General features: G+C 61.1%; 27 protein-coding genes. All 27 read right to left on the minus strand.

Annotated features, from left to right (window positions below; translation table 11 throughout):
* Positions 1-17: 17 nt before the first annotated feature.
* The 27 genes from FHS48_RS01525 to rplV all read right to left on the minus strand — a co-directional run bounded on the left by FHS48_RS01525 (position 18) and on the right by rplV (position 17,504).
* Positions 18-689, minus strand: coding sequence for an HAD-IA family hydrolase (locus FHS48_RS01525; protein ID WP_184260539.1), 672 nt, complete (start codon positions 687-689; stop codon positions 18-20).
* A gap of 139 nt (positions 690-828) precedes the next feature.
* Positions 829-1,824, minus strand: a complete 996-nt coding sequence (locus FHS48_RS01530) for an RluA family pseudouridine synthase (RefSeq protein WP_184260543.1) — start codon at positions 1,822-1,824, stop codon at positions 829-831.
* A gap of 43 nt (positions 1,825-1,867) precedes the next feature.
* Positions 1,868-2,254 carry a fluoride efflux transporter CrcB gene (gene crcB, locus FHS48_RS01535; RefSeq protein ID WP_184260546.1) on the minus strand — a complete coding sequence of 129 codons (387 nt, stop codon included), beginning with the start codon at positions 2,252-2,254 and terminating at the stop codon, positions 1,868-1,870.
* On the minus strand, positions 2,251-3,570 hold the full coding sequence (locus FHS48_RS01540; protein ID WP_184260548.1) for a replication-associated recombination protein A: 1,320 nt from the start codon (positions 3,568-3,570) through the stop codon (positions 2,251-2,253). The genes crcB and FHS48_RS01540 overlap by 4 nt, the downstream gene beginning before the upstream one ends.
* A complete protein-coding gene (locus FHS48_RS01545; RefSeq protein WP_260402284.1) occupies positions 3,570-5,003 on the minus strand; it encodes a DegQ family serine endoprotease in 1,434 nt (477 codons plus the stop codon). The genes FHS48_RS01540 and FHS48_RS01545 overlap by 1 nt, the downstream gene beginning before the upstream one ends.
* A gap of 77 nt (positions 5,004-5,080) precedes the next feature.
* Positions 5,081-5,431, minus strand: coding sequence for a 5-carboxymethyl-2-hydroxymuconate Delta-isomerase (locus FHS48_RS01550; protein WP_184260553.1), 351 nt, complete (start codon positions 5,429-5,431; stop codon positions 5,081-5,083).
* 132 nt (positions 5,432-5,563) lie between these two features.
* Positions 5,564-5,995 carry a 50S ribosomal protein L17 gene (gene rplQ / locus FHS48_RS01555; RefSeq protein ID WP_221443309.1) on the minus strand — a complete coding sequence of 144 codons (432 nt, stop codon included), beginning with the start codon at positions 5,993-5,995 and terminating at the stop codon, positions 5,564-5,566.
* 252 nt (positions 5,996-6,247) lie between these two features.
* The gene (locus FHS48_RS01560) at positions 6,248-7,264 is read right to left on the minus strand and encodes a DNA-directed RNA polymerase subunit alpha (protein ID WP_311769056.1); all 1,017 of its coding nucleotides are present in this window, start codon (positions 7,262-7,264) and stop codon (positions 6,248-6,250) included.
* A gap of 482 nt (positions 7,265-7,746) precedes the next feature.
* Positions 7,747-8,139 (minus strand): 30S ribosomal protein S11, encoded by a 393-nt coding sequence (gene rpsK, locus FHS48_RS01565; protein ID WP_184260556.1) that lies wholly within the window; start codon positions 8,137-8,139, stop codon positions 7,747-7,749.
* A 23-nt stretch (positions 8,140-8,162) separates the two neighbouring features.
* Positions 8,163-8,531 (minus strand): 30S ribosomal protein S13, encoded by a 369-nt coding sequence (rpsM, locus tag FHS48_RS01570; RefSeq protein ID WP_184260559.1) that lies wholly within the window; start codon positions 8,529-8,531, stop codon positions 8,163-8,165.
* A gap of 295 nt (positions 8,532-8,826) precedes the next feature.
* Entirely contained in the window at positions 8,827-9,483 is a 657-nt protein-coding gene (locus FHS48_RS01575) for an adenylate kinase (RefSeq protein WP_184261352.1), read from the minus strand.
* Position 9,484: 1 nt separating this feature from the next.
* A complete protein-coding gene (gene secY / locus FHS48_RS01580) occupies positions 9,485-10,828 on the minus strand; it encodes a preprotein translocase subunit SecY (protein ID WP_184260563.1) in 1,344 nt (447 codons plus the stop codon).
* Between the two features lie 345 nt (positions 10,829-11,173).
* Positions 11,174-11,662, minus strand: a complete 489-nt coding sequence (rplO, locus tag FHS48_RS01585) for a 50S ribosomal protein L15 (protein ID WP_184260566.1) — start codon at positions 11,660-11,662, stop codon at positions 11,174-11,176.
* Positions 11,663-11,728: 66 nt separating this feature from the next.
* Positions 11,729-11,917 (minus strand): 50S ribosomal protein L30, encoded by a 189-nt coding sequence (gene rpmD, locus FHS48_RS01590; RefSeq protein ID WP_184260569.1) that lies wholly within the window; start codon positions 11,915-11,917, stop codon positions 11,729-11,731.
* Between the two features lie 11 nt (positions 11,918-11,928).
* Positions 11,929-12,558 carry a 30S ribosomal protein S5 gene (rpsE, locus tag FHS48_RS01595; RefSeq protein WP_184260571.1) on the minus strand — a complete coding sequence of 210 codons (630 nt, stop codon included), beginning with the start codon at positions 12,556-12,558 and terminating at the stop codon, positions 11,929-11,931.
* Positions 12,559-12,570: 12 nt separating this feature from the next.
* Positions 12,571-12,933, minus strand: coding sequence for a 50S ribosomal protein L18 (gene rplR / locus FHS48_RS01600; protein WP_184260574.1), 363 nt, complete (start codon positions 12,931-12,933; stop codon positions 12,571-12,573).
* A gap of 12 nt (positions 12,934-12,945) precedes the next feature.
* Complete coding sequence (gene rplF / locus FHS48_RS01605; protein WP_184260577.1) at positions 12,946-13,482, minus strand: 50S ribosomal protein L6; 537 nt, start codon at positions 13,480-13,482, stop codon at positions 12,946-12,948.
* A 12-nt stretch (positions 13,483-13,494) separates the two neighbouring features.
* Entirely contained in the window at positions 13,495-13,893 is a 399-nt protein-coding gene (gene rpsH / locus FHS48_RS01610; RefSeq protein ID WP_184260580.1) for a 30S ribosomal protein S8, read from the minus strand.
* Positions 13,894-13,905: 12 nt separating this feature from the next.
* Complete coding sequence (gene rpsN / locus FHS48_RS01615) at positions 13,906-14,211, minus strand: 30S ribosomal protein S14 (protein WP_019646032.1); 306 nt, start codon at positions 14,209-14,211, stop codon at positions 13,906-13,908.
* Positions 14,212-14,226: 15 nt separating this feature from the next.
* On the minus strand, positions 14,227-14,772 hold the full coding sequence (gene rplE, locus FHS48_RS01620) for a 50S ribosomal protein L5 (RefSeq protein WP_019646033.1): 546 nt from the start codon (positions 14,770-14,772) through the stop codon (positions 14,227-14,229).
* An 11-nt stretch (positions 14,773-14,783) separates the two neighbouring features.
* Positions 14,784-15,098, minus strand: a complete 315-nt coding sequence (rplX, locus tag FHS48_RS01625) for a 50S ribosomal protein L24 (protein ID WP_184260583.1) — start codon at positions 15,096-15,098, stop codon at positions 14,784-14,786.
* Position 15,099: 1 nt separating this feature from the next.
* Positions 15,100-15,468 carry a 50S ribosomal protein L14 gene (gene rplN / locus FHS48_RS01630; RefSeq protein ID WP_184260586.1) on the minus strand — a complete coding sequence of 123 codons (369 nt, stop codon included), beginning with the start codon at positions 15,466-15,468 and terminating at the stop codon, positions 15,100-15,102.
* Between the two features lie 43 nt (positions 15,469-15,511).
* Positions 15,512-15,751: a 30S ribosomal protein S17 gene (rpsQ, locus tag FHS48_RS01635; RefSeq protein WP_184260589.1), complete on the minus strand. Its 240-nt coding sequence runs from the start codon at positions 15,749-15,751 to the stop codon at positions 15,512-15,514.
* Positions 15,752-15,790: 39 nt separating this feature from the next.
* Positions 15,791-15,988, minus strand: coding sequence for a 50S ribosomal protein L29 (gene rpmC / locus FHS48_RS01640; RefSeq protein WP_184260591.1), 198 nt, complete (start codon positions 15,986-15,988; stop codon positions 15,791-15,793).
* A 2-nt stretch (positions 15,989-15,990) separates the two neighbouring features.
* Entirely contained in the window at positions 15,991-16,410 is a 420-nt protein-coding gene (rplP, locus tag FHS48_RS01645) for a 50S ribosomal protein L16 (RefSeq protein ID WP_019646038.1), read from the minus strand.
* Between the two features lie 36 nt (positions 16,411-16,446).
* Positions 16,447-17,124, minus strand: a complete 678-nt coding sequence (rpsC, locus tag FHS48_RS01650) for a 30S ribosomal protein S3 (RefSeq protein ID WP_184260594.1) — start codon at positions 17,122-17,124, stop codon at positions 16,447-16,449.
* Positions 17,124-17,504 carry a 50S ribosomal protein L22 gene (rplV, locus tag FHS48_RS01655; protein WP_184260597.1) on the minus strand — a complete coding sequence of 127 codons (381 nt, stop codon included), beginning with the start codon at positions 17,502-17,504 and terminating at the stop codon, positions 17,124-17,126. Before rplV ends, rpsC begins: the two co-directional genes overlap by 1 nt.

Below are 17,504 nucleotides of genomic sequence, written 5' to 3' on the forward strand. Positions count from 1 at the left end.
CGTCCGGCGGAGCCGGATCAGGCCGTCAGACGGCCGACGATCTCCAGCAGCGGATCAAAGCTGTCGATCACATGGCTGGCCCCGGCCTCGTGCAGCAGCGCCGGATCGTGATTGCCCCACGACACGCCGATGGCCTGCATTCTGGCCGCCCGCGCCATGCGGATGTCAAAGGTGGTATCGCCGATCATCACCGCATTGGCGGCCTCAACCCCGGTTTCCCGCAGGGCATCAAGACACATGCGCGGGTGGGGTTTGCCCGGGCCTTCGTCCGCCGAATGGATGGTCACGAACCGGCCTTCAAACCCGTGATGGGCAATGAAGCGGTCAGCGCCACGCCGCGCCTTGCCGGTGGCAATGCCCAGCAGATAGCCCGCCTGTTCCAGATCCTCCAGCACCTGCCGCGCCCCGGGAAACAGATCCTCGCTGTAATCCGGCTGCGCATGCAGGGTGATATAGGCATCCTTATAGGCCCCCGCCAGCCGGGCATGGGTCTCCGGGGACAGATCCGGCAGGGCATGCGCCACCGACTCGACCAGCGACAGACCGACCCCGGACCGGATGACCGCCGCAGACGGCGGCGTCACCGACAGGGCCTGACAGGCCATGGTGAAGGCCTGCACAATAATGTGCTGGGTATCGACCAGCGTCCCGTCCACATCCCACAGCACCAGCCGCAGCGGCTCACTCATCGGTTCTCTCCGTTCGGTGAGGGCATTTTCCGGTTCAGGGGAGTCCGGTTGGGTACAGAAAATGCCCTGTTTCCAAAAAACCGGGGGCGCTCCCGGTCCCGTGCCGCCACGCTGGCGGCCGGGAACGCCCCGGGCCCGGTCAGCCTGCCGGGCGGGCGAAGGGGTCGCGCTCTTCCGACTCGTCAAAGTCAAAGAACTCGAAGCTGCGGGCCATATGCTCCGGCAGCGGCGCAATCACCCGCAGGGTTCCGCCCCCCGGATGCGGCAGAATAATCGCCCGCGCGTGCAGGTGCAGTTTCCGCGAGATCCCTTCACCGTGCAGGTGTGCTTCCGCCCCGCCGTATTTGCCGTCGCCGACAATCGGGGTGCCCAGATAGGCGGAGTGTACGCGCAGCTGATGGGTGCGCCCGGTGCGGGGTTCAAAATGGACCCACGCCACCCGCCGGCCGGCATTATCAACGGTGCGGAAGTCGGTGATGGCGGTCTGGCCTTCCTCGACATTCACTTCCATCTTTTCCGATCCGGCATGCTCCATCTTGGCGATCGGTGCCTTGATGGTCCCGGCGCGCGGATCCGGCACGCCCATCACCAGCGCCCAGTAGACCTTGCGGGCTTCCCGCGATTTGAAGGACTTGGCCAGCGCCGCAGCGGCATTGGCGGTGCGGCCCAGCAGCAGCACCCCGGACGTGTCCTTATCCAGACGGTGGACCAGACGCGGCCGTTCCTCGGACTCAAATTTCAGGGCATCCAGCAGCGCATCGACGTGCAGGAAGGTGTTGGTGCCCCCCTGCGTCGCCAGCCCCGGCGGCTTGTTCAGAACGATCACATCCTGATCGCGGTAGATCACGCAATCGCGGATCATCGCCTCATCTTCCGGATTGAAGCGCGGGGCCCGCTTGCGTTCCGGCTGCGGACGGCTTTCTTCCGAGGTATCGCCCATCGGCGGCACCCGGATCACCTGCCCCGGTTCCACCCGGTCCCCCGCCTTCACGCGCTTGCCATCCACCCGCACCTGCCCGGTGCGCAGCAGCTTTTCCAGCTTGCCATGCCCCAGACCGGGGTAGCGCCGCTTGAACCAGCGGTCCAGCCGCAGGTCGGCCTCGTCGGCGGCGACGGTAATCAGTTCCACAGCCATAATCTCACCATTCCTTCACTCCGGCACGGTGCCGGATAAACTCTCAGATCTTCAGGCCCCAGCGGACCAGAGCCAGCCCCAGAAACAGCGCCCCGATTCCCAGCAGCAGGGTTCCGGCCACATAGACGAAAGCCAGCCCCAGATTGCGGTTGATCAGCGTCACCACATCGAGGGAAAACGACGAAAAGGTGGTGAACCCACCCAGAATTCCGACAAACAGGAACACCCGCCATGGCTCCGGGAACGACAGCCGCTGCGCCGCCAGTTCCGCCAGAATGCCCATCACCAGCGAGCCGATCAGATTGACCGCCAGCGTTCCCCACGGAAAGGCACTGCCGAACCACCGCCCGGCGGCCACCACCGTCAGATAACGGGCCACCGACCCCAGGGCCCCGCCAACCGCCACCGCCGCAATCAGCACCGGATTCATCCGTCCCCCCCATCCTGTGCCGCCGCCTGACGCTTCAGCCGCAGACGGTCCCAATACTCTATCCGCTTGCGCAGATCCCGTTCAAATCCCCGCTCCGGCGGATCGTAGAACCGCTGACGCGGCAGACCGTCGGGGAAATAGTTCTGGCCGGAGAATCCGTCCGGCGCATCGTGATCATAGGCATAGCCTTTATTATACCCCAGATCCTTCATCATCTTGGTCGGGGCATTCAGGATATGCATCGGCGGCATCAGCGACCCGGTGGATTTGGCACTGCGCCGCGCCGCCTTGGCCGCCACATAGCCCGCATTGGACTTTGGCGCGGTGCCGAGATAGATCACCAGCTGCATCACCGCCAGATCGCCTTCCGGGCTGCCCAGCCGGTCATAGGCCTCCCACGCCGCGATTGACTGGGTCAGCGCCCCGGGATCGGCCAGCCCGATATCCTCCACCGCAAACCGGGTCAGGCGGCGCAGGATATAGGCGGCATCCTCTCCGCCTTCCAGCATCCGCGCGCACCAGTACAGGGCGGCATCGGTATCGGAGCCGCGCAACGACTTGTGCAGGGCCGAGATCAGGTTGTAATGCCCCTCGCGGTCCTTGTCATAAACCGGGGCCCGGCGCTGCACCAGAGACGCCAGCGCCGCCGTATCCAGCCGGGCGTCCCCTTCCGCCGTGGCATTGACCACCTCATCGGCCAGCCCCAGCAGATAGCGGCCATCGCCATCGGCCATCGCCCGCAGCGCCGCCCGCGCCTCATCCTCCAGCGGCAGACGGCGGCCGGTCAGCTGCTCCACCCGCCGCAGCAACAGTTCCAGCGCCGCATCGTCCAGCCGGTTGAGGACCAGAACCCGGCAACGCGACAGCAGCGCCGCATTCAGCTCAAAGCTCGGGTTCTCGGTGGTTGCCCCGACCAGAACCACCGTCCCATCTTCCACATAGGGCAGGAAGCCATCCTGCTGGCTGCGGTTGAAGCGGTGGATCTCGTCGATAAACAGCAGCGTACCCCGCCCGGCCTGCCGCCGCTGCCGGGCCGATTCAAAGACCTTCCGCAGGTCGGCGACACCGGAGAACACCGCCGACAGCGGCTCAAAATGCAGGTCGGTATGGGCGGCCAGCAACCGGGCGATGGTGGTCTTGCCACAGCCCGGCGGCCCCCACAGCAGGATTGAACTCAGGCGCCGGGCCGCCAGCATCCGCCCCAGCGGCGCATCCGCCGCCAGCAGATGCCCCTGCCCGACCACCTCCGCCAGCGACTGCGGGCGAAGACGGTCAGCCAGCGGCCTCGGCGCCATCTGTTCAAACAGACCGACCATTACCCAACCCGGATGTTCATGACCTGACCGTCGCGGATCACCGAGACCAGCCACTGGGAGCGCGGCGGCCCCTGCAACAGGCCGATCGCTTCCTTGACCGAGCCGACCTTGGTGCCGTTGATCGCCACCAGAATATCACCCGGTTCAAATCCCAGCTGGGCGGCAAAGCCATTGCGGTTGACCGCCATCAGCACCACCTGCGGCCCCTGATAGTCCATGCCCAGCTCTTCCGCCAGCGCCGGATTCAGGTTGGCCAGACGGGTGCCGGTCAGCGGCGTCCGGCCGTCCACTTCCGTCACATCGCGGGATGGATTTTCCGGGGCCTGCACCATCACAATTTCCACATCCCGGAGGCGGCCCTCGCGCAGCACACCCAGCCGGGCGGGCCGACCGCTTTCCGAGGAGGCGACCAGATAGCGCAGCGCCTGCACATCCGACAGATCCTTGCCGTTAAACGACAGGATGACATCACCGCTCTGCAATCCGGCCCGGGCCGCCGGGCTGCCCGCCACCACATGGTTGATCAGCACCCCACCCGGACGGTCCAGCCCAAGGGATGCCGCCACCTCCTGATCCACCGGCTGCCCTGACGCCCCCAGCCACGGATGCACGGCCTTCCCGGTCTCCAGAATACCGTTCAGCGTGGTGCGGACCATATTGGCCGGAATGGCAAAACCGATGCCCACATTGCCGCCATCGCGGCTGTAGATCGCTGTGTTGATTCCCGCCAGCTTCCCCTCAGCCGTCACCAGCGCCCCACCGGAATTCCCCGGGTTGATCGCGGCATCAGTCTGGATGAAAGAGCGGAAATCCGAAATCCCCACCGAGGTGCGGGCCAGTGCCGAGACAATCCCGCTGGTCACGGTCTGGCCGACCCCGAACGGATTGCCGATCGCCAGAACCAGATCCCCCACTTCCAGCTGATCGGAGTCGCTGAACTCCAGCACCGGCAGGTTCCCCAGCGGCTCCACCAGTTTCAGGACCGCCAGATCGGTGCGCTCATCAACGCCGACCACCTTGGCCTCAGCCTCGCGACGATCCGACAGTACAACCGTGATCTGATCGGCATCTTTGATGACATGGTTGTTGGTCAGGATGATGCCATCCGCCCGCACAATCACGCCCGAGCCAAGGGAATTCTGGATGCGCTTCTGCGGCATCCCCATCCGCCCGGCAAACTCATCGCCAAAAAACCGGCGGAAGAACGGGTCATTCATCATCGGTGACACCGCCTGACGGACCACAACCTTCTTGGTGTAAATGTTGACCACGGCCGGGGCGGTGCGCTTGACCACCGGGGCAAAGCTCAGCGCCATCTCCCCCCGGGACTGCGGCGGCTGCTTCTCTGTCGCCATAGCCCCCGGAACCGATACCGCAGCCAAGACCGCCGCCAGAGCCAGCCCGGCCAACCCGCGCGCCGTTGTTGCGGACATGCGTCGATGACTCCGATCCACCATTCTCAGACCTCACAGCAGACATCACAGAGAGTGCCGGTCACCCGGCACAACAATCAGCCCTTAAAATAAGTGGCCCGATCCATTTCCACCACCCGGACCGACACCTGAACCGCGGCCAGAGACCCCGGCAGGGCTGCCCGCAGATGGGCCACCGCAGCCTGCCCGACCGCCGTCAGGACTTCCGGCGACCGCCCGGTCAGCAGCCCAAGATCCAGATGCAGGACATCCTGCGGACCGGTCCCATCCCCCACCATCACCGCATCGGCAACGCGGATCTGGGTCTTGCAGTCCTGCAAGGCAGCCCCGGCCACAGACACCAGATCGGCATGAATCGCGGCCAGAGGGACCTTCAGGTCAACGGCAGACAACACGGACTGGGTACAGGTCAGTCGGTTCTGAGGCATCACATACTCTCCGGCAAGGTCAGACCCGGCTCAGAGTGCGCCGGGGTGGGGAACAAATGCAAGAGGGGCAGCCCCGTGGGGCCGCCCCTTTTACCGTCTCAGTCATCAGTCCGGAAGGACCGACAGCCTGACTTATTCGCCAGCGGCTTCTTCAGCAGCGCGCTCAGCGGCGACGCGGGCCTTGTCAGAAGCGCCCTTGGCGGACAGATCGCGCTCGACCAGCTCGATCATGGCCATCGGGGCGGCGTCGCCATAACGGAAACCGGCCTTCAGAACGCGGGTGTAACCACCCTGACGGTCCTTGTAGCGGTCAGCGATGACAGAAAACAGCTTACGCACGACAGCGTCGTCACGCAGCATGGCAGCAGCCTGACGGCGGGCGTGCAGATCGCCACGCTTGCCGAGGGTGATCAGCTTCTCGACGACCGGACGCAGGTCCTTCGCCTTCGGCAGGGTGGTCTTGATCTGCTCGTGGGTGATCAGAGCAGCCGCCAGATTGGAGAACAGAGCCTTACGGTGGGAAGACGTACGGTTCAGCTTACGGCCGGACATACCATGACGCATGGTGCTTACCTTTCCTGTCTTGGCCCCGCGCACGGAGCCGATAGAACATCTCTGATCCCGCCGTCGTCCGGATGGACAGGGCGGTGCAGACCAGAGCCGGGGCCAAGGCCCCTGAAATGAAGGCGCAGTTCTATCCGTGCCCCCGGGGAAAAGCAACTGCTTTCGACGGAGCCCCCGGCTTTTAACCTCAAAAGAAAAAGCGGCAGAGTTGCCTCCACCGCTTTTCTCGACTGTCGCCAGATCCGGAAGAGCTTAGTACGGCTCTTCCAGCTTCTTGGCCAGATCTTCAATGTTTTCCGGCGGCCAGTTCGGAATATCCATCCCGAGGTGCAGGCCCATGTGCGCCAGAACTTCCTTGATCTCGTTCAGAGACTTACGGCCAAAGTTCGGGGTCCGCAGCATTTCGGCTTCGGTCTTCTGCACCAGATCGCCGATGTAGATGATGTTGTCGTTCTTCAGGCAGTTCGCCGAACGGACCGACAGTTCCAGTTCATCGACCTTGCGCAGCAGGTTCTTGTTGAACGGCAGATCGTCGTCCTTGCGCTCTTCGCTGGCAGCCTGCGGCTCTTCGAAGTTGATGAAGAGTTGCAGCTGATCCTGAAGAATACGGGCGGCGAGGGCAACGGCGTCTTCCGGGGTGACGGCACCGTTGGTTTCAACGTTCATCACCAGCTTGTCATAGTCAGTGACCTGACCGACGCGGGCGTTCTCAACGCGGTACGACACACGGCGCACCGGCGCGAAGATCGAGTCGACCGGAATCAGACCGATCGGCGCATCTTCCGGACGGTTGGCGCTGGCGGCGACATAGCCCTTACCGGTGTTGACGGTCAGTTCCATGTTGAAGCTGGCGTTGGTGTCGAGATGACAGATCACCAGATCCGGGTTCAGCACTTCGATATCAGCGCTGGATTCGATCTGACCGGCAGTGACGGCACCCGGGCCGGTGGCCTTCAGCGTCATCCGCTTCGGACCTTCGCCGTGCATACGCAGAGCCAGGGTCTTCACGTTCAGAATGATATCGGTGACATCTTCACGGACGCCCGCGACGGACGAGAACTCGTGCAGAACGCCTTCGATATGGATGGCCGTCACGGCAGCACCCTGCAGGGACGACAGCAACACGCGACGCAGCGCGTTACCGAGGGTCATACCAAAGCCGCGTTCCAGCGGTTCGGCAACCACAGTGGCAGAACGGGCCGGGTCTCCGCCGGGCTCCACGTTCAGCTTGGACGGTTTGATCAGTTCCTGCCAGTTCTTCTGGATCACGGGCGCACCCTCTTGCTTAACGGGGCCTAATCGAAAACTGACCATAATGGCGTCAGGCGAGACCACCATCTGGTCCGGGGCAGTGTTGCGGTACTGGCCGATCATTACACAGTTTCAGCGGGATAGAATCCGCAAATTCCGGTATTGGCATTCAGCCGGGGTCTGTCACCGGGCACGCACCCGGGGACGACATCTGCAACAGGCACCCCTTAACAACTGACAGATACCCCGGTTGGAAGAGGGATCTGTGTACTCTCTTGGGTCCTGAAAGCCGGACCTGAAGCGGGTCAACACGCGGTCTTACTGTCCATCAGGGGAACTATCCGGGCACGGTCAACAGAACGGTGCAGATAGACCCTGACGGATACGGCAGGCCTGAAACAAACCTGGGTCAAGCAACAAACCGAATGGACATCACGCCAAAACCGCCTTGCCCCGGACTGATATCCGGGGCGGCGGTTCCAGGTATACGGCCTGTAGGATCAAACGCGACGACGCTTGCGCGGACGGCAACCGTTGTGCGGGATCGAGGTCACATCACGGATCGAGGTGATGGTGAAGCCGACGGACTGCAAAGCGCGCAGAGCGGATTCACGACCAGAGCCCGGACCGCAGACTTCCACTTCCAGAGTCCGCATGCCGTGTTCGGCGGCCTTACGGCCGGCGTCTTCAGCAGCAACCTGAGCAGCGTACGGGGTCGACTTACGCGAACCCTTGAAGCCCTGCATCCCAGCGGACGACCAGGAGATAGCATTCCCCTGCACGTCGGTGATGGTGATGATGGTGTTGTTAAAGGTGGCATTCACATGAGCGATGCCGGAGGTGATATTCTTGCGCTCGCGACGACGCGGACGAGCTGCAGCAGCCTTAGCCATTGCCGATAGCCTTCCTTACCTGATTACTTCTTCTTGCCAGCGATCGGCTTGGCAGGGCCCTTGCGGGTACGGGCGTTGGTGTGGGTGCGCTGACCACGGACCGGCAGGCCCTTACGGTGACGCAGACCACGGTAGCAACCCAGATCCATCAGGCGCTTAATGTTCATCGCAACTTCACGGCGGAGGTCACCTTCCACCTTGTAATCACGGTCAATCAGCTCGCGCAGACGCAGGACGTCTTCATCGGACAGCTGGTTCACGCGGATGCTGTCAGCAAACCCGAGGGAGCTGCAGATATCCTGAGCGTGCTTCGGCCCGATGCCATAGATATAGGTAAGCGCAATAAGCACGCGCTTATTGCTCGGAATGTTAACGCCAGCGATACGCGCCAAAGCCCGTACTCCTCAATGTCGCAGCGGTACGCTAGACCGCCATAGGTGATCATCCACAGGGACAAGCCCGGATGGGAAACTCGGAAGGTGCGCGATTATATGCATTCCGCACCCTGAGTCAACGCCTGCCCCAAAACAAAAGCAGCTCTTTGCGGGAGCTTCCGCTCCGGACCTCTGTCCGGGAACGGTCTGACCGAGTCCTTTTTCCCTGTCCGTCCTCAGACCGAACTGAAAAAAGCCATCGGATCAAAGGGAAGCCGCTATCCAGACACACTGGAAAGCGGCCGGTCCCCGGTCACGATCCCAGAATAGTTTCCAGATCGCCCGTTACAACATCGATGTCACGGGTGCCATCGACCACATGAAGAAGCTTCTGCGCCTCATAATACGGCAGCAGCGGTGCTGTCTGAGCGTGATAAGCCTCGAGTCGGCTCGTCACCGTCTCAGCATTATCATCGGCGCGACGCTTAAATTCAGTGCCACCGCAGGAGTCGCAGACACCGTCAACAGACGGCGTCTTGAACGAGTCGTGGTAACCTTGGCCGCACTTGGCACAGGTGAAACGCCCCGTGATCCGCTCGACCAGAAGCGAATCGGGAACACGCAGCTCAATCACCGCATCCAGAGCAAGGTCCCGGTCCTTGAGAAGGACATCAAGAGCCTCGGCCTGCGCCACAGTGCGCGGAAAGCCGTCGAGGATGAACCCATTCCGGGTGTCCTCATCGCCAAGGCGGTCGGCGATGATTCCGATGACAATGTCATCAGAGACCAGCTTCCCGGCATCCATTACAGCCTTGGCTTTCTTGCCGGTTTCAGTCCCGGCGGCAATGGCGGCACGCAGCATATCGCCGGTGGAAAGTTGGACGATGCCATACTTTTCCTGCAAACGCTGCGCCTGGGTTCCCTTCCCTCCTCCGGGCGGGCCCATGAATATCAGGCGTTTCCCCTTCATCTTATCCACGCTTCCCCTTGAGTTTTGCTTTCTTGATCAGCCCTTCGTACTGATGGGCCAACAGGTGCGACTGAATCTGCGCCACGGTGTCCATCGTGACGGTCACAACAATCAGCAGACTGGTTCCGCCAAAGTAGAACGGGACACTGAGGCGGCTGATCAGGATTTCCGGCAGGACCGAAATAAACACCAGATAGGCCGCACCGATCACCGTCAGACGGGTCAGAACGTAGTCAAGATAGTCGGAAGTGTTCTTTCCCGGGCGGATCCCCGGAATGAACCCGCCATGCTTCTTCAGGTTTTCGGCGGTGTCATGCGGATTGAACACCACAGCGGTATAGAAGAAGGAGAAGAAAACGATCAAAGCGACAAACATCGCAATGTACAGCGGCTGACCATGGCCAAGCCACGCGGTGATGGTCTGAAGCCACCCCGGCCCCTGCCCGGCGGTAAAGCTGGCGATGGTCGTCGGAAGCAACAGGATCGACGACGCAAAAATCGGCGGGATCACCCCGGAGGTGTTGATCTTCAGCGGAAGATGGGTGCTCTCCCCGCCGTAAATCTTATTGCCAACCTGACGCTTCGGATACTGCACCAGAATGCGCCGCTGGGCGCGTTCCATGAACACGATGAACGCGATCACGCCGACAGCCATCAGCAGAAGGGCGACGATGACAATCGGGTGCAGCGCCCCGGTCCGGCCCAGTTCCAGCGTCGAGGCAAGGGCGTGCGGAAGGTTGGCGACGATCCCGGCGAAAATGATCAGGGACGTACCATTCCCCACACCACGCGCGGTAATCTGCTCGCCAAGCCACATCAGGAACAGCGTGCCGCCGGTCAGGGTCACAACCGTGATAAAACGGAAGAACAGACCTGGATCCAACACGACAGACCCGGCGCTGCTGGTCATCGTCTCCAGACCGACCGCAATCGAGTAAGCCTGTAGCACGGTGATCAGAACAGTCAGATACCGGGTATACTGATTGATCTTCTTACGGCCCGACTCGCCTTCTTTCTTCAGGCCTTCCATTGACGGCACAATGGTCGTCATCAGCTGCATGATGATCGAGGCCGAAATGTACGGCATGATGTTCAGGGCAAAGATGGTCATACGGCTGAGCGCACCACCGGCCAGCATATCGAACATGCCGAGAATACCGCCGCGGTTGCGGGCGAAAACATCGGCAAGGGCATGCGGGTCAATCCCCGGCAACGGAATATAGGTTCCGAGTCGGTAGACAATGAGGGCGCCCAGGGTAAACCAAATGCGCTTCTTCAACTCTGTGGCCTGGGCGAACATTCCCCAGTTCAGGTTCGCGGCGAGCTGCTCGGCGGCGGAAGCCATGCGGTACTCCGGTTCTGATCAGACAGGACGGCCGGAAGGCCGTCTATAAATGGACAGCAGCGGGTGAGCTGCCACGCGGACATTCATCAACATCTTCAAAACGCCACGCCGCCCAGACAATTCTGCCCAGGCTACGGCTTTCCGAAGATCACACCGTTTATACCCGGATGTCTCCGCTGGCAACCCTTTAGCGTCGACAGGATGACATTCCGTGCACTTCGCGGACATCAACGGCCTACGGTTTCCGTGCCCGATGGTGACAGCCAAAAAAAAATCCCCTTCCGGGGACAAAAGGATCACAAAATAAAACGGCGGACCTGATGGCCCGCCGCTTCATTATCACGTTTACTCAGCAGCAGCTTCAGCAGCAGCGGAGGGAACCAGAACGGTAACCTTACCGCCCAGCTTCTCAATCGCTTCAAGAGCCGGCTTGGAGGCACCGGCGACTTCAAAGTCAGCCTTCACCTTCAGCTCACCGTTGCCCAGCAGACGGACACCGTCCTTAGCGCGACGGATCACACCGGCCTTCACCAGAGCTTCAGCATCGATGGTCGCGGACACGTCGAGACGGCCGGCATCGATGAACGCCTGAATACGGCCAAGGTTCACACCGACATAGTCCTTACGGAAAATGTTGGTGAAACCGCGCTTCGGCAGACGACGATAGATGGGCATCTGCCCGCCTTCGAAGCCATTGATGGAAACGCCGGTACGGGACTTCTGACCCTTGACGCCACGGCCACCGGTCTTGCCCTTGCCAGAGCCGATACCACGGCCGACACGGATGCGGGCCTTGGTAGCGCCCGCGTTATCACGGAGTTCGTTCAGTTTCATTTGGAAGGATCCTACTATAAAACCCCAGAAGAGCGGAGGACATCCTCCGCTCTTCCAAGTCGGCTATTACGCCTCTTCGACCTTCAGCAGGTGAGCAACCTTGGCAATCATGCCGCGCACCGACGGAGTATCCTCCAGGGTGCTGGTGCGGTGCAGCTTGTTCAGGCCCAGACCAATCAGGGTGGCACGCTGATCGGCACGACGGCCGATCGGGGAACCCACCTGAGTAACGGTCACAGTGTTCTTCTCAGCCATGCTTCCTCTCCTTATTCAGCAGAGGCGGCATCGTTGGCCGCATCAGCGCCCACGGCACCGGCAGCGGCTTCACGACGGCTGACGATTTCGCCAACCTTCTTGTTCCGCTTCGCCGCAACCATGCGCGGGCTTTCCAGGTTAACCAGGGCGTCAAACGTCGCCTTGATCATGTTGTACGGGTTGGCAGTGCCAATGCACTTTGCCACCACGTCCTGAACGCCCATGGTTTCGAAGATGGCGCGCATCGGGCCACCCGCGATGATGCCGGTACCGGCCGGAGCCGAACGCAGCAGCACGCGGCCGGCACCGAAGTGGCCGTTCACGTCATGATGCAGGGTGCGGCCTTCGCGCAGCGGAACCCGAATCATCTGGCGCTTAGCCTGTTCGGTCGCCTTACGAATGGCTTCCGGGACTTCACGGGCTTTGCCGGTACCGAAACCGACGCGACCCTTGGAGTCACCCACCACAACCAGAGCAGCGAAGGCGAACCGACGGCCACCCTTCACAACTTTGGCAACACGGTTAATATGTACGAGCTTATCAACGAACTCGTCGTCGCGCTCGCGCTCCCGTTCGGAAGCGCGGTCTCGTTTGTCGCGCCGATCCTTCGGTTCGCGCTCAGCAGTCGGGGTACGTGCCATCTCGACTATCCTTTAGAACGAAAGTCCGCCTTCGCGCGCCGCATCCGCCAGGGCTTTCACCCGGCCGTGGTAGATGTAACCACCACGATCGAACACGACAACATTCACGCCAGCCTTAACGGCCCGCTCTGCCACCAGCTTACCGACAGCAGCAGCAGCAGAGAGGTCAGCGCCGGTCTTCAGCTGTTCCCGCAGATCCTTGTCCAGGGTCGAGGCGGCGGCAACGGTGACACCGTTAACGTCGTCAATAACCTGAGCATAGATATGCTTGGAAGAGCGGAACACCGAGAGGCGCGGGCGCCCGGCGGACTTCTTCTTGAGCTGATACCGCACACGGGAGCGGCGGCGCTCGAAAAGAGAAAGATTCTTCGCCATTTCCGTTCGCCCTTACTTCTTCTTGCCTTCCTTACGCAGGATCTGTTCGCCAGCGTACTTCACACCCTTGCCCTTGTAGGGCTCCGGCGGACGATAGCCGCGAATTTCGGAGGCAATCTGACCGACAATCTGCTTGTCAGTGCCCGAAATTTCGATCTGCGTAGGAGCCGGGGTCTTAATGGTCACGCCTGCCGGGATCGGAAGAACCACGTCATGCGAGAACCCAAGAGCCAGCTGCAGGTTGGAACCCTGCACGGCAGCCTTGTAACCAACACCAACGATTTCCAGGTTTTTCTGGAAACCGACCGACACACCCTTCACCAGATTGGCGATACGGGCGCGGGTGGTACCCCACATCATGCGGGCACGCTTGGAGCTATTCAGCGGCTGGACGACAACTTTGTTGTCTTCAACCTTCGTGTCCACCAGGTCGGGGGACAGCACGAACTTCAGTTCGCCGAGCTTCCCCTTGGCCGTGATCACGCCTTCGGCGATGGTCACGGTCACGCCCTGGGGCACCTCGACGGGGTATTTACCAACGCGAGACATCCTGGGCCCTCCTTAGAACACGCGGGCGATCACTTCGCCGCCGACGTTGGCCTGACGGGCTTCATGATCGCTCATCACACCGCGCGGGGTGGACAGGATCGAGATGCCCAGACCGTTATAAACCTTCGGCAGGTCTTTGATCTTGGAGTAGGTACGACGGCCCGGCTTGGAAACGCGAGTGATTTCCTTAATAACCGGCTGACCTTCGTGATACTTCAGTTCGATGCGCAGTTCATCAATGCCAGTACGAACGTTGTAACGCTCGTAGCCACGGATGTAACCTTCACGCACCAGCACATCCAGAACGGTGGAGCGCAGCTTGGAAGCGGGAGAGACAACGCTCGACTTCCCTGCGCGCTGGCCGTTGCGGATACGGGTGAGCATATCGCCCAACGGATCAGTCATAGACATGGTCTGTCCTCCTTACCAGCTCGACTTGACCATGCCCGGGATCTGACCGCGGGACGCAAGGTCACGCAGCATGACACGGGCCATCTTGAACTTACGGTAAACGGCACGCGGACGGCCGGTCACTTCGCAACGGTTACGATAGCGAATCTTGGCAGAGTTACGCGGCAGGGTCGCCAGCTTCAACACGGCCATGAACCGATCTTCCGGGGAAGTCTCGCGGTTCTTGATGATCGCCTTCAGCGCGGCACGGCGGGCAGCGAACTGCTTGGCCAGACGGGCGCGCTTCTTATTCTTCTCGACAGAGCTAACCTTCGACATGTCTCAGTCTCCGCCTCACGCCTTGACGAACGGCACGCCGAACTGCACCAGCAGTTCGCGGGCTTCGTCGTCGGTCTTCGCGGTGGTGCAGATGGTGATATCCATCCCACGAACCTTGTCGACCTGGTCGTAAGCAATTTCCGGGAAAATGATCTGCTCTTTCAGGCCCATGTTGTAGTTACCACGGCCATCAAAAGCTTTCCCGTTCAGACCACGGAAGTCACGCACGCGCGGCAGCGCAATGTTGACGAGTCGGTCGAGGAATTCATACATGCGGTCGGCACGAAGAGTGACCTTGGCACCGATAACCATGCCTTCACGCAGCTTGAAAGCGGCGATCGACTTGGTGGCGCGGGTCAGGATCGGCTTCTGGCCCGAGATCGCGGTCAGGTCGGTGATAGCACCTTCCATCTTCTTACGATCAAGAGCAGCTTCACCAACGCCCATGTTAATGACGATCTTGGTCAGCTTCGGCACTTCCATCGGGTTGGTGTACCCGAACTTTTCCTGAAGAGCCTTGCGAACAGCGGTCTGATAGTGGTTCTGCAGACGTGCAGCCATCGGTCGTCTCCTTACTTGCCGATGACTTCGCCGGAGCGCTTGGAAACGCGCACCTTCGAACCATCTTCAAGAACCTTGAACCCAACGCGGGTCGGCTTGCCGTCCTTCGGGTCCAGGTGGGCGACGTTGGAAACGTGGATAGCCGCTTCCTTCTCGATGATACCACCCTGAGTGAACTGGGTCGCGCGGGTGTGCCGCTTGACCATGTTCACGCCCTTCACCACCACACGATTTTCCGTCGGCAGCGACTTAACGACTTCACCCTGCTTACCTTTGTCCTTGCCGGTCAGCACGACAACGGTATCGCCCTTACGGATTTTCTGCATGTTACAGCACCTCCGGGGCGAGGGAGACGATCTTCATATACTTCTTCGCACGCAGCTCACGGACCACCGGCCCGAAAATGCGGGTACCGATCGGCTCGCCCTGCTTGTTGATCAGCACGGCAGCGTTGCGGTCAAAGCGAATCAGGGTTCCGTCCTGACGACGCACGGGGGCGGCGGTGCGGACGATGACAGCGCGATGCACGTCACCCTTCTTCACGCGGCCACGCGGAATGGCGTCCTTAATGGACACCACGATCACGTCACCAACTCCGGCGATGTTCCGGTGGGAACCGCCGAGAACCTTGATGCACTGCACCCGGCGAGCGCCGCTGTTGTCAGCGACGTCCAGGTTGGTTTGCATCTGAATCATGGCACCAATCCTTAATAGTCTAGCGGAAACGGATCGATGGGTTTTATTCCGCGGAGTCCGTAACCAGTTCCCAGCTCTTACGCCGGGAAAGGGGACGGCATTCGCGGATGCGAACCACATCGCCGATCTTAGCCTGGTTGGCTTCATCGTGAGCGGCGTACTTCTTCGACCGCTTGATGAACTTTTTATACAGCGGGTGCATGAAGCGACGCTCGACTTTGACGACAATCGTCTTGTCCATAGCGTCGCTCACCACCACGCCCTGCAGAATACGCTTGGGCATTGGCTTACTCTTCGCTCCTCACCGCGAAAGGCGGCGATATTACACAGCCTGCTTCCGTTCGTGAAGCACTGTTTTGATGCGGGCGATGTCTTTTTTCACCTGACCCTGACGGGCGGTGTTCTGGAGCTGCCCGGTAGCCTTCTGGAAGCGCAGGTTAAACTGCTCTTTCTTCAGGCCGATCAGCTCTTCAGAGAGCTGTTCCGCGGTCTTCGCCCGCAGGTCCTTAGCGGCGGTCATTCTCAACCCTCCCCGCCCAGACGGGCGACGAACTTGGTCTTGATCGGCAGCTTGGCGGCAGCCAGGGCGAACGCCGCCCGGGCCAGTTCTTCCGACACGCCGTCGACTTCGAACATGATACGGCCCGGAGCAACTCGGGCCACCCAGTATTCCGGAGAACCCTTACCGGAACCCATACGGACTTCGGCGGGCTTACGCGACACCGGAAGATCCGGGAACACGCGAATCCACACACGGCCCTGACGCTTCATATGACGGGTCATGGCACGACGGGCAGCTTCGATCTGGCGCGCAGTGATGCGCTCCGGCTCAAGAGCCTTCAGGCCGAACTGGCCGAAGTTCAGGGAAGCCCCGCCCTTGGTGTTGCCGTGGATCCGGCCCTTGTGCGCCTTGCGATACTTGGTACGTTTCGGCGAAAGCATTGGTCTCGTCCTTTATTCGCTGGAACCGTGCCCGCGTTAGCGGGCAGCGGCCGGCTCCTGAGCGCGCTTGTCCTGCGCCATCGGGTCGTGTTCCAGGATTTCGCCCTTGAACACCCACACCTTGACGCCGCAGGCGCCGTAGGTGGTGAACGCGGTGGCTTCGCCGTAGTCGACGTCCGCGCGCAGGGTGTGCAGCGGCACACGACCTTCACGATACCACTCGGTGCGGGCGATTTCAGCCCCACCCAGACGGCCACCGCAATTAATACGGATACCCTGGGCACCGAGACGCATGGCGGACTGCACGGCACGCTTCATGGCGCGACGGAAGGCCACACGACGTTCCAGCTGGGACGTGATCGACTCGGCGATCAGCTGGGCTTCGATTTCCGGCTTACGGATTTCAACGATGTTCAGGTGAACTTCGTTCCCGGTCATCTTCTGGAGCTCCTTGCGGAGCACTTCGATGTCCGAACCCTTCTTGCCGATCACAACGCCCGGACGGGCGGTGTGAATGGAAATGCGGGCCTTCTTGGCCGGACGTTCGATGACGATCCGGGCCACACCGGCCTGTGCCAGACGCTTCTTCAGATACTTGCGAATCCGCAGATCTTCATGCAGCAGGGTGGCATATTCGCCTTCAGCGAACCAACGGCTGTCCCAGGTCCGGTTGATGCCGAGACGCAGGCCAATCGGGTTTACTTTCTGACCCATTATTTAGACTCCTCGCGCTCACGCACCACGATGGTCAGGTTCGAGAACGGCTTCAGGATCTTACCGGTCCGGCCACGGGCGCGGGCACGCCAGCGCTTCATGACCATCGCCTTGCCAACGAACGCTTCAGCCACAACCAGACGGTCAACGTCCAGCTGATGGTTGTTTTCAGCGTTGGCAATAGCCGACTGAAGAACCTTACGCACGTCATTCGACACGCGACGGGTGTTGAAGGTCAGAGACGCCAGCGCCTGTTCAACACCCATGCCGCGAATGGACGCAGCAACGAGGTTGAGCTTCTGCGGGCTGGTGCGGATGGAAGCGGAATGGGCGCGGGCCTCATTATCCGCCAATGCACGGGGAGCAGTCGGCTTTCCCAT

The sequence above is a fragment of the Novispirillum itersonii genome (assembly GCF_014205675.1).
Lineage (GTDB): Bacteria > Pseudomonadota > Alphaproteobacteria > Rhodospirillales > Rhodospirillaceae > Novispirillum > Novispirillum itersonii_A.

Coding starts and splice junctions, on each gene's coding strand:
- FHS48_RS01525 (WP_184260539.1), bottom strand. CDS start 689: ATGAGTGAGCCGCTGCGGCTGGTGCTGTGGGATGTGGACGGGACGCTG.
- FHS48_RS01530 (WP_184260543.1), bottom strand. CDS start 1,824: ATGGCTGTGGAACTGATTACCGTCGCCGCCGACGAGGCCGACCTGCGG.
- crcB (WP_184260546.1), bottom strand. CDS start 2,254: ATGAATCCGGTGCTGATTGCGGCGGTGGCGGTTGGCGGGGCCCTGGGG.
- FHS48_RS01540 (WP_184260548.1), bottom strand. CDS start 3,570: ATGGTCGGTCTGTTTGAACAGATGGCGCCGAGGCCGCTGGCTGACCGT.
- FHS48_RS01545 (WP_260402284.1), bottom strand. CDS start 5,003: ATGTCCGCAACAACGGCGCGCGGGTTGGCCGGGCTGGCTCTGGCGGCG.
- FHS48_RS01550 (WP_184260553.1), bottom strand. CDS start 5,431: ATGCCTCAGAACCGACTGACCTGTACCCAGTCCGTGTTGTCTGCCGTT.
- rplQ (WP_221443309.1), bottom strand. CDS start 5,995: ATGCGTCATGGTATGTCCGGCCGTAAGCTGAACCGTACGTCTTCCCAC.
- rpsK (WP_184260556.1), bottom strand. CDS start 8,139: ATGGCTAAGGCTGCTGCAGCTCGTCCGCGTCGTCGCGAGCGCAAGAAT.
- FHS48_RS01575 (WP_184261352.1), bottom strand. CDS start 9,483: ATGAAGGGGAAACGCCTGATATTCATGGGCCCGCCCGGAGGAGGGAAG.
- secY (WP_184260563.1), bottom strand. CDS start 10,828: ATGGCTTCCGCCGCCGAGCAGCTCGCCGCGAACCTGAACTGGGGAATG.
- rplO (WP_184260566.1), bottom strand. CDS start 11,662: ATGAAACTGAACGAACTCCGTGATAACGCGGGCGCTACCAAGGCCCGC.
- rpmD (WP_184260569.1), bottom strand. CDS start 11,917: ATGGCTGAGAAGAACACTGTGACCGTTACTCAGGTGGGTTCCCCGATC.
- rpsE (WP_184260571.1), bottom strand. CDS start 12,558: ATGGCACGTACCCCGACTGCTGAGCGCGAACCGAAGGATCGGCGCGAC.
- rplR (WP_184260574.1), bottom strand. CDS start 12,933: ATGGCGAAGAATCTTTCTCTTTTCGAGCGCCGCCGCTCCCGTGTGCGG.
- rplF (WP_184260577.1), bottom strand. CDS start 13,482: ATGTCTCGCGTTGGTAAATACCCCGTCGAGGTGCCCCAGGGCGTGACC.
- rpsH (WP_184260580.1), bottom strand. CDS start 13,893: ATGTCTATGACTGATCCGTTGGGCGATATGCTCACCCGTATCCGCAAC.
- rpsN (WP_019646032.1), bottom strand. CDS start 14,211: ATGTCGAAGGTTAGCTCTGTCGAGAAGAATAAGAAGCGCGCCCGTCTG.
- rplE (WP_019646033.1), bottom strand. CDS start 14,772: ATGGCTGCACGTCTGCAGAACCACTATCAGACCGCTGTTCGCAAGGCT.
- rplX (WP_184260583.1), bottom strand. CDS start 15,098: ATGCAGAAAATCCGTAAGGGCGATACCGTTGTCGTGCTGACCGGCAAG.
- rplN (WP_184260586.1), bottom strand. CDS start 15,468: ATGATTCAGATGCAAACCAACCTGGACGTCGCTGACAACAGCGGCGCT.
- rpsQ (WP_184260589.1), bottom strand. CDS start 15,751: ATGCCCAAGCGTATTCTGCAGGGCGTGGTGGTGAGCGACGCTATGGAC.
- rpmC (WP_184260591.1), bottom strand. CDS start 15,988: ATGACCGCCGCTAAGGACCTGCGGGCGAAGACCGCGGAACAGCTCTCT.
- rplP (WP_019646038.1), bottom strand. CDS start 16,410: ATGCTTTCGCCGAAACGTACCAAGTATCGCAAGGCGCACAAGGGCCGG.
- rpsC (WP_184260594.1), bottom strand. CDS start 17,124: ATGGGTCAGAAAGTAAACCCGATTGGCCTGCGTCTCGGCATCAACCGG.
- rplV (WP_184260597.1), bottom strand. CDS start 17,504: ATGGGAAAGCCGACTGCTCCCCGTGCATTGGCGGATAATGAGGCCCGC.